The organism is Acidovorax sp. GW821-FHT10E03, from assembly GCF_059415205.1.
In genome coordinates this window covers 1-13,700 of record NZ_JBWKMU010000023.1, presented here as the reverse complement: position 1 = coordinate 13,700, position 13,700 = coordinate 1, and the positions used below count along the sequence as shown (strand labels likewise).

At 67.2% G+C, this 13,700-nt stretch carries 12 protein-coding genes, 4 tRNA genes and 1 pseudogene; 9 read left to right on the top strand and 8 right to left on the bottom strand.

The window, feature by feature from the left end:
- The 4 genes and pseudogenes from AC07OD_RS28025 to AC07OD_RS28010 form a co-directional block, all read right to left on the bottom strand.
- A pseudogene (locus tag AC07OD_RS28025) lies at window positions 1-94 on the bottom strand (DUF4148 domain-containing protein); the annotation flags it as partial.
- Window positions 95-535: 441 nt separating this feature from the next.
- A complete protein-coding gene (locus AC07OD_RS28020) occupies window positions 536-1,081 on the bottom strand; it encodes a TPM domain-containing protein (protein ID WP_492805956.1) in 546 nt (181 codons plus the stop codon).
- Between the two features lies 1 nt (window position 1,082).
- Window positions 1,083-2,015, bottom strand: a complete 933-nt coding sequence (locus AC07OD_RS28015; RefSeq protein WP_492805954.1) for a TPM domain-containing protein — start codon at window positions 2,013-2,015, stop codon at window positions 1,083-1,085.
- A 35-nt stretch (window positions 2,016-2,050) separates the two neighbouring features.
- Window positions 2,051-2,650, bottom strand: a complete 600-nt coding sequence (locus AC07OD_RS28010; RefSeq protein WP_218341852.1) for a LemA family protein — start codon at window positions 2,648-2,650, stop codon at window positions 2,051-2,053.
- A 235-nt stretch (window positions 2,651-2,885) separates the two neighbouring features.
- Here AC07OD_RS28010 and AC07OD_RS28005 point away from each other — a divergent pair, with 235 nt between their 5' ends.
- The 3 genes from AC07OD_RS28005 (at window position 2,886) to AC07OD_RS27995 (ending at window position 4,986) form a co-directional block, all read left to right on the top strand.
- Entirely contained in the window at window positions 2,886-3,335 is a 450-nt protein-coding gene (locus AC07OD_RS28005; protein ID WP_218298042.1) for a YybH family protein, read from the top strand.
- A gap of 66 nt (window positions 3,336-3,401) precedes the next feature.
- Entirely contained in the window at window positions 3,402-4,421 is a 1,020-nt protein-coding gene (locus AC07OD_RS28000; protein WP_492805952.1) for a YheT family hydrolase, read from the top strand.
- On the top strand, window positions 4,414-4,986 hold the full coding sequence (locus AC07OD_RS27995; protein ID WP_494598547.1) for a DUF2946 family protein: 573 nt from the start codon (window positions 4,414-4,416) through the stop codon (window positions 4,984-4,986). Before AC07OD_RS28000 ends, AC07OD_RS27995 begins: the two co-directional genes overlap by 8 nt.
- A 106-nt stretch (window positions 4,987-5,092) precedes the next feature.
- Here the strand turns inward: AC07OD_RS27995 and AC07OD_RS27990 are convergent, their stop codons facing one another.
- The 4 genes from AC07OD_RS27990 to AC07OD_RS27975 all read right to left on the bottom strand — a co-directional run bounded on the left by AC07OD_RS27990 (window position 5,093) and on the right by AC07OD_RS27975 (window position 12,019).
- On the bottom strand, window positions 5,093-5,965 hold the full coding sequence (locus AC07OD_RS27990) for a c-type cytochrome (RefSeq protein ID WP_494598546.1): 873 nt from the start codon (window positions 5,963-5,965) through the stop codon (window positions 5,093-5,095).
- Between the two features lie 172 nt (window positions 5,966-6,137).
- Window positions 6,138-7,565, bottom strand: coding sequence for an efflux transporter outer membrane subunit (locus AC07OD_RS27985; protein ID WP_492254428.1), 1,428 nt, complete (start codon window positions 7,563-7,565; stop codon window positions 6,138-6,140).
- Complete coding sequence (locus AC07OD_RS27980) at window positions 7,558-10,713, bottom strand: efflux RND transporter permease subunit (RefSeq protein WP_218298047.1); 3,156 nt, start codon at window positions 10,711-10,713, stop codon at window positions 7,558-7,560. Before AC07OD_RS27980 ends, AC07OD_RS27985 begins: the two co-directional genes overlap by 8 nt.
- A gap of 13 nt (window positions 10,714-10,726) precedes the next feature.
- Entirely contained in the window at window positions 10,727-12,019 is a 1,293-nt protein-coding gene (locus tag AC07OD_RS27975) for an efflux RND transporter periplasmic adaptor subunit (RefSeq protein WP_492245742.1), read from the bottom strand.
- Window positions 12,020-12,214: 195 nt separating this feature from the next.
- On the opposite strand from AC07OD_RS27975, the gene AC07OD_RS27970 reads away from it, so the two are divergent.
- The 6 genes from AC07OD_RS27970 to AC07OD_RS27945 form a co-directional block, all read left to right on the top strand.
- The gene (locus tag AC07OD_RS27970; protein WP_494598545.1) at window positions 12,215-12,874 is read left to right on the top strand and encodes a TetR family transcriptional regulator; all 660 of its coding nucleotides are present in this window, start codon (window positions 12,215-12,217) and stop codon (window positions 12,872-12,874) included.
- Window positions 12,875-12,975: 101 nt separating this feature from the next.
- Window positions 12,976-13,051 (top strand) — tRNA-Arg (locus AC07OD_RS27965).
- 101 nt (window positions 13,052-13,152) lie between these two features.
- Window positions 13,153-13,238 (top strand) — tRNA-Tyr (locus tag AC07OD_RS27960).
- Window positions 13,239-13,314: 76 nt separating this feature from the next.
- A tRNA-Gly gene (locus AC07OD_RS27955) sits at window positions 13,315-13,388 on the top strand.
- A 62-nt stretch (window positions 13,389-13,450) separates the two neighbouring features.
- Window positions 13,451-13,525, top strand: a tRNA-Thr gene (locus tag AC07OD_RS27950).
- A gap of 74 nt (window positions 13,526-13,599) precedes the next feature.
- Window positions 13,600-13,700, top strand: a 101-nt coding sequence (locus tag AC07OD_RS27945; RefSeq protein ID WP_029951219.1) for a GTP-binding protein, incomplete at its 3' end; no start/stop codon positions are given.

Below are 13,700 nucleotides of genomic sequence, written 5' to 3'. Positions count from 1 at the left end.
CGAACTGCGATGCATCGGCCTCGTCGGCCTGGGCACCGAAAGAAGCGAAAGCAGCCACGGCGGCGATGGAGAGGAAGTGGGCGGTCTTGTTCATGATGAAAATCCTTGAAATTAAAAAGCGTCTCAGAAAAACCGGGACAAAGCGGAAAGTGACAACTGCTTCAAACCGGGTTCGGTGAGTCGCCTTGCGGGTTCGGCTCATCGATGGGATGAACTGTACGTGGATGGGACGCGAAGAAAAACCACCGGGTCGCAAACTAACTGTTCCAGTATTGGAAACAATGAAGAGGGAACTCTGCCGCAACCCGCCGGATTTCGCGGCACCACGCGGCATCTGAAGCCGTTTTTAGAGGAAAACCCTGGTGCGAGTTTGGGACAGTGTGAATGGCTTGGGAAAGGCCGTTGCGGCGGCTGCCGCACCGCTGCGAAGGGTGGCGGCGCACCTGCGTCCCTCGCACGCGGTCGCGGCGCGCACGGTCCGCCCGCCCGTTTCCGGCGGCGCTCGGCGCGCCCCGGGCTGCAGCCGGGTGGACTCCTAGCGGACCACGGGGGCGTCCGGCAATTCGTTGTCGCCGGGCGTGTCCGATGTCCGCGGGAAGTGCCTGCTCAGGCGGGACGACACGGCCTCGATGGCTTGCGCGAGGCCTTCTTCGTAGTGCCGCTGGCGGAAGTGGGTGGACATCTGTGCGATCACATCGCGCCATTCGCTGCTCGCCACGTGGCGGGCCAGGCCCCGGTCGGCCACGATCTCTATCGCATGCTCGGGCAGCAGCAGATAGATCAGCACGCCGTTGTTGTGCTCGGTGTCCCACACGCGGTATTTGCTGAACAGCATGATGGCGCGTTCGCGCGCGCTGGCATGGCGGCGCAGGTAGCTCCAGGGCAGGCTGGCTTCGGCGACGATGCGGATCTGGCCCGTGTGCCGCCGCTCGCTGGCCGCAACCCGCGCGGCCAGCCGCTCCAGGGCGTCGCTGGAGAGCGCACGGCGGGCGCCGGGTTCGCCCCAGCGATGCTGCGCAAGGCGCCACAGGGCGGTGGCCAGGCCCGGAAAGGTCGAGGGTGCTGCAGTTTCAGGGCCCATGTCACCAGTCTCCCGAGGCGCCGCCGCCACCAAAATCTCCACCCCCTCCGGAGCTGAAGCCCCCGCCGCCGCCGCTGGTGCCGCCTCCCCAGCCACCGCCGCCGCCATGGCCCCAGCCGCCGATCGGGCCGGCGTTTCGGCCCTGCCGGGCGCCGCCGCCCACGCCGCTGAAGAGCCAGGTGTAGAGCAGTGCGATGATCCCCGCGCCGCCGGCCACCAGCAGGCTGGACGTGAACACGAAGGCAAGAAAGCCCACGCCCCCGCCCATGAACAAGCCTCCCAGCCGCCCGCCGAAGATGCTGCGCGCCAACGGACCGGCCACCATCACGCCGAAGAACAGGAAGATGGCCAGGTCGGTCCAGTCGAAGCCTCCGCGGCCGCTGTCCTGCGGCGTCGATGGGCCTGTGCCGGTATCCCTGGGCGCGGGCAGTGCCTCGCCGGCGATGCGCGCGCCAAGCTGGGCGATGGCGTCGCGCAGGCCGCCCGCATAGTCGTTCTGCTGGAATCTGGGCTTCATGGCGCCGTCGATGATGCGCGCCGCCGCGATGTCGGGGATGGCGCCCTCCAGGGCCTTGGCGACCTCGATGCGCATCTTGCGGTCGTTCTTGGCGACGATCACCAGAACGCCATCGCCCACCTCCCTGCGGCCGATCTTCCACGTGTTGCCCACGCGGTTGGCGAACGACGCGATGTCTTCGGGGGCGGTGGTGGGCACCATGAGCACCACGATCTGGGCACCCCGGGCCTGCTCCAGCGCGCGCAGCTGCGCTTCCAGCGCCGCCGTGTCGGCGGCGTCCAGCGTGCCGGTCTGGTCGATGACCGGGCCGGTGAGCGCAGGCACGGGCTGCAGGCCACCGTCGGCCCGGGCCCAGGGCAAGGCGAATGCTATAAAAAATATAGCTATCAGCGCTTTGTGGATAAGCGCTAGGGACATATTTTCTCGGTTGTCCGGTGGAAGGGCAAGTCCGCTCAGGGCTTGGGTTTGGAGGCGGAGAAATCCACGGTGGGGGGCGCGGAGATCTGGGCCTCGTTGGCCACCGTGAAGCTGGGCTTGGGCTGGTAGCTGAAGGCCATGGCCGTCAGGTTGGTGGGGAAGCTGCGCGCGAGCACGTTGTACTCCTGCACGGTCTGGATGTAGCGGTTTCGCGCCACGGTGATGCGGTTCTCGGTGCCTTCCAGCGTGACGCGCAGGTCCCGGAAGCCCTGGTTGGCCTGCAGCGTGGGGTAGCGCTCGGAGACCGCCATCAGCCGCGACAGCGCACCCGACAACTCGCCCTGCGCCTGCTGGAACTTATTGAACGCCTCGGGGTTGTTCAGGGTTTCGGGCGTGACCTGGATCGAGGTGGCCTTGGCGCGCGCCTCGACCACGCGGGTCAGGGTTTCCTGCTCGAAGTTCGCCTCGCCCTTGACGGTGGCGACGATGTTGGGCACCAGGTCGGCACGGCGCTGGTACTGGTTGAGGACCTCGCTCCATGCGGCCTTGGACTGCTCGTCCAGGCGCTGGAAGTCGTTGTAGCCGCAGCCGCTCAGGGCCAGCACGGCTGCCAGAAGTGCAAGGATGCGTTTCATCATCATGGTGGTGTTCGCCAGGTGGAGTCAGGACAAGGGACCGGGGTGCGAATGGGCCAGACAGTGGCCACCCGGCAGATTCTGCAACAAGTGCGCGTGCCGCCACCGCTTTCCGGTGCCGGGCAGGCCGCACATGGTCACCACGCCCGCAAGGGGATGGCCGCACAATAGTGCCCTGCGCGTGGACGGGCCCCCGGCCGCCATGCCTTTCCTTCACCCCATCCTGCCGATCACCATGCCCCGTCCCCGCTCCAGCGCCGCCACCCTCGGAGGTTCCTCGGACGAAACCGAAGCCGCGTTCTACGAGGCCCTGCAGCGTGGCGATATCGAGCTGTTGATGTCCTGCTGGGCCGACGAGGACGACATCGTCTGCGTGCACCCCGGCGGGCCGAGGTTGCTGGGCGCGGGGGCAATCCGGGCGGCATTCGAGGCCATGTTTTCGCATGGCACGGTGCGGGCCCGGCCCGTGCAGGTGCACCGGGTGGTGGCCCTCACCAGCGCCGTGCACAGCGTCGCCGAACACGTGGAGGTGATGCTGCCCGACGGCCTGCACCAGGCCGTGGTGCTGGCCACCAACGTCTACCACAAGACCCCCGAAGGCTGGCGCATGGTGGCGCACCACGCCAGCCCCGGGGCCGCGCCGGACGTGCAGACGGCGGACGCGCAGCGGCCCGTGCTCCATTGAGCCGATGGCCTTCCCATGTTCAAGCCTTTTTGCCTTCTTGCCTAGGAGCTGTAAGCGCTAAAAGCTATGAAATATGTAGCGCCCCGCTGGCTGCCCGGAGGCCAGCTCCAGACCATCTGGCCGGCCCTGTATTCGCGCCGGGTGTTCGGGCCCCGCCCCGAGTACCGCCGCGAGCGCTGGGAGACGCCGGATGGTGATTTCGTGGATGTGGACTTCCTGCAGGATGGCGTGGCGGCGGCCGGCGCACCCCGGCCGTTGCTGGTGGTCTTTCATGGCCTGGAGGGTTCGTCGCGCAGCCACTACTGCGAAGCGTTCGCCGACCTGGCGCGCGAGCAGGGCTGGGCCTGCGCGCTGCCGCATTTCCGGGGGTGCAGTGGCGAGATCAACCGTGCGCCGCGCGCCTACCACTCGGGCGACCACGCCGAGATCGGCTGGATGCTGCAGCGCCTGCGTGCATCGCACCGGGGGCCGCTGATGGCGGTGGGTGTCTCCCTGGGGGGAAACGCGCTCCTGCGCTGGGCCGCCGAAGTGGGCGAGGACGCCGCGCGCAGCGCGGACGCGGTGGCCGCCGTGTGCTCGCCCATCGACCTGGCCGCAGGCGGGCACGCGATCGGGCGCGGCTTCAACCGGCAGGTCTACACGCGCATGTTCATGCGCACCCTGGTGCCCAAGGCGCTGCAGAAGCTGGCGCAGCACCCGGGGCTGTTCGACCGGCAGGCCCTGATGGCGGCGCGTGACCTGTATGCGTTCGACAACGTGTTCACCGCACCGCTGCACGGCTTTCGCAACACCGAAGACTATTGGCTGCGCGCCTCCGCCAAGCCGCTGCTGCACCGCATCCGCCTTCCTGCCCTGGTCGTCAATGCGCGCAACGACCCGTTCGTTCCGGCCGCCAGCCTGCCGTTGCCGCAGGAGGTGGCCAACGGGTTCGTCACGCTCTGGCAGCCCCCGCACGGCGGCCATGTCGGCTTTGCCCACGGGCGCTTGCCGGGGCATGTGCGCGCCATGCCCGACGCAGTCGGGGGATGGCTGGCAGAGCATGCGGGGGCCGTGGCGCGCGCGGGAGCACAATCGCCGCATGGATGACATCGTCAAGCAGGCGCTGGCCAAGTGGCCCAATGTGCCCGACTGCTACGGATGGCTCGGCCTGGATGCGCGCGGCCACTGGTACCTGCGCGACGACCAGGTCCAGGCCGCGGGCCCCTTTCCGCGCAGCAAGGGGTCCCTGCTGCAGCATGAAAAGCTGGTCGAATTCATCGCGCGCAATTACGAGCACGACGCGCAGGGGCAATGGTTTTTCCAGAACGGGCCGCAGCGCGTGTATGTGGAACTGGAAGCCACGCCCCTCGTGTGGCGCATACAGCCGGATTTTTCCGTGCTCTCCCACACCGGCCGGGGGGGCGCGGTGCAGGACTGCCTGGTGGATGCGCAGGGGCGGGTCTACCTGATGTCGGAGCTGGGCGTGGGGCTGGTGCACACCCTGGACGTGCCCTTGGCCGCCGAGGCGGTGGAGGCGGGCCGCTGGGTACCGCTGGATGTGCGGGCAGAGGATTTGCCGGGGCGCTACCGCTTCGTCATGAGCCCGCATGGCCGCTGGAGCGCTGGTGGAGTGCAGGGGCGGGCGCCCAGGGCGGGCATGGCGCGCACCTGAAGAAGAAAGAGAAGGAACCAGGGCGCAGAAAGTAAAAAAGCCGGTTCTGTGGACCGGCTTTTTCATGGGCCCGCGCGGCGCTCCGCCGCATGCGGGAGAGAAGGGCTTACTTGGCGGCCGCGGCCATGAACTCGACGGCGGCACGCAGATCGGCATCCGACGCCTGAGCGGCGCCACCGCGGGGAGGCATCGCACCCTTGCCCTTGGCCACGCTGTTGTACAGCGCATCGATGCCGGCAGGCAGGCGGGCCGACCAGGCGGCCTTGTCACCAAACTTGGGGGCGCCGGCCACGCCAGCCGCGTGGCACACCTGGCACGCCTGCTTGTACAGGGCTTCGCCAGCGCCTGCGGCGGCAGCGGCCACAGGAGCGGGCGCTGCTGCAGCAGCAGCAGGAGCGGCTTCGGCAGCGGACGCTGCTGCGGCCGCCGTAGCGGCAGGGGCTGCGGACGCGGCGTCGGCGGCAGCCGCGGGGGCTGCTCCGGCGGGTGCCGCGGGTTCCGCGAACTTGGCGCCGGCGGCGTTGGCCATGTATGCGACGGCCCGCGCGATTTCGGTGTCGTTGAAGTCGCCGCCGCCTTGCGGCGCCATGGCGCCCTTGCCCTTCAGCGCGGATTGGACCAGCGCTTCAAAGCCGGTCTTGATGCGGGCCGACCAGGCAGCGGCGTCCGAGAACTTGGGAGCCCCCGCGGCGCCTGTGGCATGGCAGGCCGCGCACTGGCCCTTGTAGACGTCTTCGCCGCTTCGCAGGGGGCGGTTGGCATCGCGGATTTCGACCATGCCCACCTTCTGGATGCGCTCGGCAATGGCCTTCTCGGGATTGGCTGCGCCAGCGGCCGGCTTGTCGGCCGACGTGACATACAGGACCAAGCCAATGATGGCAAAGATCGGAATCACAAACGAGAAAAGTACCGCGACCAGCAACTGCTTGGGGTTCTTGATCGGGCCGGTATGGGCTTCTTCGTGGTGGTTGTCGCTCATGACGTCCTCAGGGTGTATCGGGGGGCTTTGATGAAATCAACCCTCAATTATATCTGCGGGGCTGGTGCCTCCCCGTGAGCATCGCACAGGCGCCGCGCCAGATGCGCGAGACAGCCCGCGCGCGCCGCCACCCTGCGGTGCGGGCGCGCGTGGCCTGGCGCCGCCGTGCGCGTCAGGACGGATTGCCCGCCACCGCCGCGGCTTCGGGCGCGCCGCCGCCCAGGGCCTTGTACAGCGCCACCTGGTTTTGCAGCTGCGCGAGCTTGACCTGCACGACGGCCTGCTGCGTGGCGAACAGGGAGCGCTGGGCGTCCAGCAGGTCCAGGTAGCTCGATACGCCGTTGCGGTAGCGCAGATCGGCCAGCTGCAGCCGCGCGCCTTCCGCCTGGGCCTGTAGTTGCTGGGCCTCGGCCTGCTCACCCAGGGTGGCCTGGCCCGCCAGCGCATCCGAGACTTCGCGGAAGGCCGTCTGGATGGCCTTTTCGTATTGCGCGATGGCGATGCCCCGCCCGGCTTGCGCACTCTCGAGGTTGGCCTGGTTGCGGCCCGCGTCGAAGATGGGCAGCAGCAGGGACGGCGCGATCGTGAACCCCCACGAGCCGCTCTTGAACAGGCCCGACAGTTCGCCGCTGGCGGTGCCTGCCTGGGCCGTGAGCGAGATGCGCGGGAAGAACGCGGCCCGCGCCGCGCCGATGTTCGCGTTGGCTGCGATCAGCTGCTGCTCTGCCTGGCGGATGTCGGGGCGGCGCGTCAGCAGTTCGGACGGCAGGCCCGCGGGCAACTGCGCCATGGCGGGCGCAGCGGCCAGCCGGCTGCCCGTGAGGCTGGCGCGGATGTCGTCGGGCAGGGACTGTCCGAGCAGCAGGGCCAGGGCGTTCTCGTCCAGCGCGCGCTGGCGCTGCTGCTGCGCCAGGGTGGCGCGTGCCGCCTGGGTCAGGGACTCTGCCTGGCGGAAGTCCAGCTCCGAGGCCACGCCCGCGTCCAGCCGCATGCGCGTGAGGCGCACCGATTCCTCGCGCGACGCGAGGGTCTGGCGCGACAGGTCCAGCAGCTCCTCGTCGGCCAGCAGGTTCAGCCAGCCGTTGGCCACGGCGGCCACCAGGCTGACCTGCGCCGCATTGCGGCCCTCTTCGGTGGCAAGGTACTGCGCGAGCGCCTGCTCCTTGAGGCTGGCGATGCGGCCGAAGAAGTCGATCTCCCAGGCCGAAACCGCAAGTCCGACGCTGAACGAGTTGGTCAGGTCGCCCGTGCCCGCGGCCGGTGCGCGGCTGGCGTTGGCCGCCAGGCCCACGCCCGGGTACAGGTCGGCCCGGCGCACCTGGAACGTGGCGCGTGCCTGTTCGATGTTGAGCACGGCCACGCGCAGATCGCGGTTGTTGGCCAGCGCGGCTTCGATGAGCTGGCGCAGCCGGGGCTCGGCGAAATAGTCCTGCCAGGGGGTCGCGGCCGCAGCGCCCTGCGTGGTGCCGCTGGCGGAAGCCGCCGTGGTGTACGTGGCCGGCACGGGGGGCGCGGGTCGCTCGTAGACGGGGATGAACGAGCAGCCGGCCAGCAGCGCTGCCGCTGCCAGTGCGATGGAGGTGCTGCGGTGATTAGTCATGGGTTCCAACTCCTGCTTCTTCTGCGTGGCGGCGGTTCATTTCCTGCTGGCGCGCGCTGCCCTTGAACAGGCTGCGGACCACCACGAAGAACACGGGCACGAAGAACACGGCCAGTGCCGTGCCCGTGATCATTCCGCCCAGCACGCCCGTGCCGATGGCGCGCTGGCTGGCCGAGCCCGCGCCCGACGCGATGGCCAGCGGCAGCACGCCTAGGCCGAACGCCATCGAGGTCATCACGATGGGGCGGAACCGCAGGTGCGCGGCCGCCAGCGCCGACTCGATCACGCCCTTGCCCTGGGCCTGAAGGTCCTTGGCAAATTCGATGATCAGGATGGCGTTCTTCGCCGACAGGCCGATGATGGTGATCAGGCCCACCTGGAAGTACACGTCATTGGCATAGCCCCGCAGCAGGGTCGCCAGCAGCACGCCCAGCACGCCCAGGGGCACCACCAGGATCACGGCCAGCGGAATCGACCAGCTTTCGTACAGCGCGGCCAGGCACAGGAACACGGCCAGGATGGCGAAGCTGTAGAGGATCAGCGACTGGGAGCCCGCCAGTTTTTCCTCGCGCGACTGGCCGGTCCATTCAAAGCCGAAGCCTGCGGGCAGCTGGCCCGCGAGCTTTTCCATCTCGGCCATGGCGGCGCCCGTGCTGAAACCGGGGGCTGGCGAGCCCGAGATCCGCATGGCGGGATAGCCGTTGTAGCGCACCGTCTGCTGTGCGCCATTGACCCAGCGGGTGGTGGCGAAGGCAGAGAGCGGCACCGGCTTGCCCTGGCTGTTGGCGGCGTTGATCTTCAGCAGATCGTCGGGCTGCATGCGCGAAGGCGCGTCGGCCTGCACGACCACGCGCTGCAGGCGGCCCTGGTTCGGGAAGTCGTTCACATAGCTCGAGCCCAGCGCGGTCGACAGCGCGGAGTTGATGGCATCGAACGGCACGCCCAGGGCGTTGGCCTTGTCGCGGTCGATGTCGATCTGCAGCTGTGGGGCGTCTTCCAGGCCGTCCGGGCGCACCTGCGTGAGCACCTTGCTTTGCGAGGCCATGCCCAGCAGCTGATTGCGTGCCTTCACGAGCGCCTCGTGGCCGGCGCCTCCGCGGTCCTGCAGGCGGAACGTGAAGCCGCTGGCATTGCCCAGCTCGGGAATGGGAGGCGGGCTCAGCGGGAAGATGAACGCATCGCGGATTCCCATCAGGCCGCCGAAGGCCCGGTTGGCAACGTCCTGCGCCGATTGGCCCGGGCCGTGGCGTTCGCTCCAGTCCTTCAAGGTCACGAAGGCAAGGGCGGCGTTCTGCCCCTGGCCGGAGAAGCTGAAGCCCAGCACGCCCACCATGCTCTGCACTTCGGGCTGCTTGAGAATGAACTCCTCGACCTGCTGCATCACGGCCAGCGTGCGCTCCTGTGTCGCGCCGGGGGGCAGCTGCACGTTGACGATGATGTTGCCCTGGTCTTCGCTGGGCAGGAACGAGGTGGGCAGGCGCATGTACACCACGGCGACGGCGCCAATGATGGCGGCGTAGATGACGAGGTAGCGTGCTGCCCGCTTGAGCATGCGCGCCACGAAGCCTTCATAGCCCTTGGCGGTGCGCGAAAAGCCGCGATTGAACCAGCCGAAGAAGCCGGTCTTCTCGTGGTGGTGCCCGGCTTCCACGGGCTTGAGCAGCGTGGCGCACAGGGCCGGCGTGAGCGACAGGGCCATGAAGGCGGAAAAGCCGATGGAGGCCACCATCACCGCCGAGAACTGGCGGTAGATGTTGCCCGTGGAGCCCGCGAAGAAGGCCAGCGGCACGAACACCGAGATCAGCACCACGGTCACGCCGATGATGGCGCCCGAGATCTGGCGCATGGCCTTGCGCGTCGCCTCGAGCGGGGACAGTCCTTCCTCGCTCATGATGCGTTCGACGTTTTCCACCACCACGATGGCATCGTCCACCACGATGCCGATCACCAGCACCATGCCGAACATGGTCAGCACGTTGATCGAGAAGCCCAGCGCCAGCAGCGTGGCGAAGGTGCCCAGCAGAGCGATCGGCACCACGATGGTGGGGATGATGGTGTAGCGCCAGTTCTGCAGGAACAGGAACATCACCAGGAACACCAGCGCCACCGCTTCCAGCAGGGTCTCGGCCACCTGCTTGATGGAGATGTCCACGAAGCGCGAGCTGTCGTAGGGAATGCTCCAGCTCATGCCTTCGGGGAAGTAGCGCGAGAGCTCATTCATCTTGGTGCGCACGGCTTTCGCGGCTTCCAGGGCATTGCCGCTGGGCGACAGCTGGACGCCAATGCCCACGGCGGGCTTGCCGTTCAGTCGCGCGGCCGTGGCGTAGGCCTGGCCCCCCAGCTCCACGCGCGCCACGTCCTTGATGCGCACGGTGGAGCCGTCGGTGTTGGCGCGCAGCACGATGTTGCCGAACTGCTCCACGCTGGAGAGCTGGCCGTTGACCACCACCGTGGCCGCAATCCCCTGGCCCGCGATGTTGGGCAGGTCGCCGATCGTGCCGCTGGCCACCTGGGCGTTCTGGGCGCGGATGGCGGCGGTGATTTCGGCGGCCGAAAGGTTGAAGCTCACCATCTTGGCGGGGTCGATCCAGATGCGCATGGCGCGTTCCGTGCCGAACAGCTGTGCCTGGCCGATGCCCTGCAGCCGCTGCAGCTCGGGGACGATGTTGCGCGACGCGTAGTCGCCCAGGGCCACCGTGTCCGTCGCCGGGTTGGTCGACGAGAGCATGGTGAACAGCAGGAAGTTGGAGCGCGATTTGTCCACGCGCACGCCCTGTTGTGTCACGGCCGAGGGCAGCCGTGGCGTGGCGCGCGAGAGGCGGTTCTGCACATCCACCTGGGCCAGATCGGCATTGGTGCCGGGCTGGAAGCTCAGCGTGATGCTGCCGGAGCCGTCGGCCTGGGCGACGGATTCCATGTAGATCAGCCCCGGTGATCCGTTCATCTCGCGCTCGATGACCGACAGCACGCTGTCTTCGAGCGTTTGCGCGGATGCGCCCGGATAGGCCGCGTTGATGACGATGGCTGGCGGAGCCACCGGTGGGTACTGCGCGATGGGCAGCTGCGTGATCGCCACGCCGCCCATCACCATGATGAACAGGGCGATCACCCATGCAAAGATGGGTCGGTCGATAAAGAACTTGGCCATGCTGGGGTGCCCTTTATGGCTTCGACGAAGACGCGGCAGAAGCGGCGGGTGCCGCAGGTGCTGCTGCGGCGGCCGGCGACGGGGGCGCCGCGGATGGCGCTCCCGGCGCCTGCCATGGAACCGGCTTCACCGGCGTGCCGGGCGGCAGCATCTGCAGCTTCTGGAAGCCGTCCACCATGACCTTCTCGCCAGCCTTCAGCCCGTCGAGAACCACCCAGCGGTTGTTCTGGGCCGCGCTGACCTTGATGGGGCGCTGGGACACTTTGCCGTCCTCGCCCACCACGCTGACCGTGTCACCCTGCTGGGTGCGCGTGACAGCCTGCTGGGGCAGGGTGATGGCATTGCTGGCCTGGGCCTGTTCGATGCGCACGCGCAGGTACAGGCCGGGCAGCAGCTCTCCCTTGGGGTTGGGAACTTCCGCGCGCAGCGTGACCTGTCCCGTGGTGGCGTCCACCGACAGGTCGGTGAACAGCAGCTTGCCGGTCTGGGCGTATTCCGATCCGTCGCCCAGGACGAGCTTGACGCTGGCGGCCTCGGTGCCGCCGGCGCGCTTGAACTGGCCGCTTTCCATGGCACGGCGCAGCTGGAAGACATCGCTGGCCGATTGGGTGAAGTTCACGTACACCGGGTCGATCTGCTGCACGACGGCCAGGGCAGTGGCTTCTCCCTGCCCGACCAATGCACCTTCCGTGACCAGCGCCCGCCCGATGCGGCCCGATATGGGGGATGTCACGCTGGCATAGCCAAGGTTGATGTCGGCGGTGCGCACCGACGCCCTGGCGGCGGCCACGTCTGCCTGGGCCTGCTTTTCGGCGGCTTCCGCATTGACGAAGTCCTGCTTGCTGATGGCATTGGCGCTCACGAGCGGGCGGTAGCGTTCCACCTGGGCACTGGCCTGCGCGAGGTTGGCCTGGGCCTTGGCGAGGCTGGCGCGGGCGCTTTCCGACGCTGCCGCGTACGGGGCAGCGTCAATGCGAAAGAGTGGCTGGCCCGCCTTCACGTCGCTGCCTTCCTTGAAGAGGCGCTGCTGCAGGATGCCCGCAGCCCGGGCGCGCACCTGGGCGACGCGGGAAGCTTCCACGCGGCCCGGCAATTCGGTGATCAGCCCCACATCGCCGGGCGTTGCGGTGACAACCCCAACCTCGACGGGGGGCATCTGCTGCCCGCCGGCCGGGGCTTGGCCGTCGCTTTTGCCGCAGGCAGCCAGCAACACCGCCGCTGCGGTGGCTGCGACCAGGGAGATGGCCTTGTGGGTTGTAGAGGCGCGAAAGGAGGGAATGGCAGATGCGTCACGCGGTGTGGGCATGGGAGTCCTTTTGATTGGCGTCAAGGAATTGGGTTGTAGGGGAAAGGGCCGCTGGCTGGAAGCGCCCCAAGATGAGAGCCCGACAAAATAAGTGCGCGATTATACATACAAACATGAATGTATAATTGCGACCGCCGGATGTCTTGGTGCATCCGGCCGGTGACTAGGCATTGAGAACGAGGAGACATACACCCCATGGCGCGTCGAACCAAAGAGGATGCAATTGCCACGCGCAACAGCCTGATAGATGCCGCGGAGCAGGTCTTCCGGGAGAAGGGGGTTTCGCGTGCTTCCCTGAGCGATATCGCGCAGGCTGCGGGGGCGACGCGGGGGGCGATCTACTGGCATTTCAAGGACAAGGTGGACCTCTTCAGTGCCATGATGGAGCGGGTGACCCTTCCGCTCGAGCAGGGCTATGGGGAATTCGAGTGCAGCACCTGTCCGGATCCGGTGCAGCGGCTGCGTGCGGTGATGGCGCTTGTGCTGCGCAGCGTGGCCTCTGACGAGCGGACGCGCCGGGTTTTCGAGATTGCGCTCTACAAGGTGGAATATGTGAGCGAGCTCGTGGGGGTGCGTGATCGTCACGTGGCTGCGTCGGATGGTTTCACCCGCCAGTTGGCGCGCGACTTCGAGCTGGCTGCGCAGTTGCAAGGGGTTGTTTTGCCAATGACGCCCGTGGAGGCGGCCGTGGGCTTGCATGCCTTGTTCGATGGGCTCATCCGCAACTGGATCCTGGGCGAAGGCGGCTTCGATCTGGTGGGTGTCGGCGGGGTGAGTACCGATGCCTTTCTTGTGGGGTTGGGCCTGGCATTGCCAGGGGTTGTTGATGCCCAGGATTGCCGTGTTGCGCCCTAGTGCGTCTGTGGGTGCTCGTGTTGGTCGTGGTGCATCGGGGTGGTGTGCGTTTGCTGGCGGCGGTTGCATGCGATAATCCGAGGCTGTGCCAGTTCGGTCGTGCGGCTGTAGCTCAGTGGATAGAGTATTGGCCTCCGAAGCCAAGGGTCGTGGGTTCGATCCCCGCCAGCCGCACCAATGACGCGTGCAATCCAGGGAATGTGTCTCTTCGGGTGATCCTGCGGGGCTGCTAATTTCCCCGTGTTGCAAAAAACTAGTGCTATAATTCGAAATTCTCCGGAGGGGTGCCCGAGTGGCTAAAGGGGGCAGACTGTAAATCTGTTGGCTTACGCCTACACTGGTTCGAATCCAGTCCCCTCCACCAGTGAGAGAGTAGTGTTGAGAGTGATGTCCGGTTTTGCTTGGTTGCAAGGCTTGGCGCGCAGAGGCTGTTGGCCGATGCGGGAGTAGTTCAATGGTAGAACCCTAGCCTTCCAAGCTAATGACGCGGGTTCGATTCCCGTCTCCCGCTCCATTGCTCGCTTGTGCTGGTTTGTTGAGTTAGAGATTTTGATGTTGTGCGAGCGGCATCAAGTTGCCCATGTGGCTCAGTGGTAGAGCACTCCCTTGGTAAGGGAGAGGTCGCGGGTCCGATTCCCGCCATGGGCACCACTTTCAGGTGCGTCCGATTCTGGTTGCGCCGAGATCCTGTCGTATTGGTATAGATTTTTTTCGGAGTCGGAAAAATGGCAAAAGGAAAGTTCGAGCGCACCAAGCCTCACGTCAACGTGGGCACGATCGGCCACGTGGACCATGGCAAGACGACGCTGACGGCGGCCATCGCCAC